Here is a 1,732-nt window from a genome sequence, read left to right on the forward strand (position 1 = left end):
AAAGGCGTACGTCGGCAGATCGACCCGCCGACCGCCCGTACCGTAAAGCGCCTGCCAGTCGACGGCCACGCCACGGACGTGCAGCTGGGCGAGGGCCCTCATGGTCGTCTCGGCCTCATGACGTCTGCGCCACACGAAGGGGACGAATGCGGCCCTCGCCTCCGTAGCGCATTCCTGCGCCATCGCGGACAAGACGCCGTCCGGCCCGAGTTCGAGGTACGTCGTGACCCCGGCGGCCTCCAGCGCACGGATCCCGTCCAGGAAGCGGACCGCGTCCCGGACGTGCCGTACCCAGAAGTCCGCCGAACCCATCTCGTCGTCCGAGACAACGGCGCCGGTCAGGTTCGACACGATGGCGATACGAGGGGTCTCGTACGCGATCGACTCCGCGACCGTACGGAAGTCCTCCAGCATCCCGTCCATGTGCGGCGAGTGGAACGCATGACTCACACTCAGCCGCTTGGCCTTACGACCCTGCTCCTCGAAGTGGGCGGCGATCGCCACCGCGTCCGCTTCGTCACCCGCTACCACAACCGCCTGCGGACCGTTGATCGCCGCAATGCTGACCCGCTCGGTGAGCAGCGGCAGGACCTCGTCCTCCGACGCCTGCACCGCGATCATCACGCCACCGGACGGCAGCGCCTGCATCAACCGACCACGAGCCGCAACCAGCCGACACGCGTCCTCCAGCGAGAACACACCCGCCACATGCGCGGCCGCGATCTCACCGACCGAATGACCGGCCACGAAGTCGGGCCTCACGCCCCAGCTCTCCAGCAGCCGGAACAGCGCCACCTCCACCGCGAACAACGCAGGCTGCGCGAACTCCGTACGGTCGAGAGCGGCTCGGTCGTCGCCGAACAGAACGTCCTTCAGCGGCAGATCAAGCCGCGCACAGACCGCGTCCAGCGCCTCCGCGAACACCGGGAACGCCTCGTACAACTCCCGGCCCATACCCAGCCGCTGACTGCCCTGCCCCGTGAACAGGAACGCCACCTTGCCCGCCACCGGCGAACCCGTCACCACACCAGCCGACGAAGCGCCCTCCGCCAGGGCCGCGAGACCGGCCAGCAGGCCCTCACGGTCGCCGGCCACCACCCCTGCCCGCCGCTCGAACGAGGAGCGGCCGGTGGTCAGCGTGCGACCGACGTCGGACAGGCGCAGCTCGGGAGCGGCGACGAGCCGTGCGCGGAGGTTTTCGGCCTGGCCGCGCAGCGCGTCGTCGTTCTTGGCCGAGAGCACCAGCGGGAGGAAGGCGGGTTCCGGAGCCGTGTCGCCGACCGGATCCGCTTCAGCCTCCGCCCGTACCGGGGCCTGCTCGATGATGGTGTGGGCGTTCGTTCCGCTGAAGCCGAACGAGGAGATGCCCGCCCGGCGCGGGCGGCCGGGGTCCGGCCACTCCTTCGGCTCGGTCAGCAGGGCGACGTCTCCTGTTTCCCAGTCGACCTGGGGGGACGGGGCGTCGATGTGAAGGCTCTGCGGGAGCAGGCCGTTCTGCATGGCCAGGACCATCTTGATGACGCCGGCGACACCGGCGGCGGCCTGGGTGTGGCCCAGGTTCGACTTGATGGAGCCGAGCCACAGCGGCCGGTCGTCGGGCCGGTCCTGGCCGTAGGTGGCGAGGAGGGCCTGCGCCTCGATCGGGTCACCCAGCGTCGTACCCGTACCGTGCGCCTCGACCGCGTCCACGTCGGCCGCCGACAGACCGGCACTCGCGAGCGCGGCACGGATC

The 1,732-nt window shown here is 70.3% G+C and carries 1 protein-coding gene; it reads right to left on the reverse strand.

The window, feature by feature from the left end; all coding sequences use genetic code 11:
- Nucleotides 1-1,732: type I polyketide synthase (locus MXD57_RS31225; protein WP_250405578.1), on the reverse strand; the 1,732-nt coding region annotated here is incomplete at both ends.

Source organism: Streptomyces cellostaticus (assembly GCF_023630175.1).
GTDB classification, from domain to species: Bacteria; Actinomycetota; Actinomycetes; order Streptomycetales; family Streptomycetaceae; genus Streptomyces; species Streptomyces cellostaticus_A.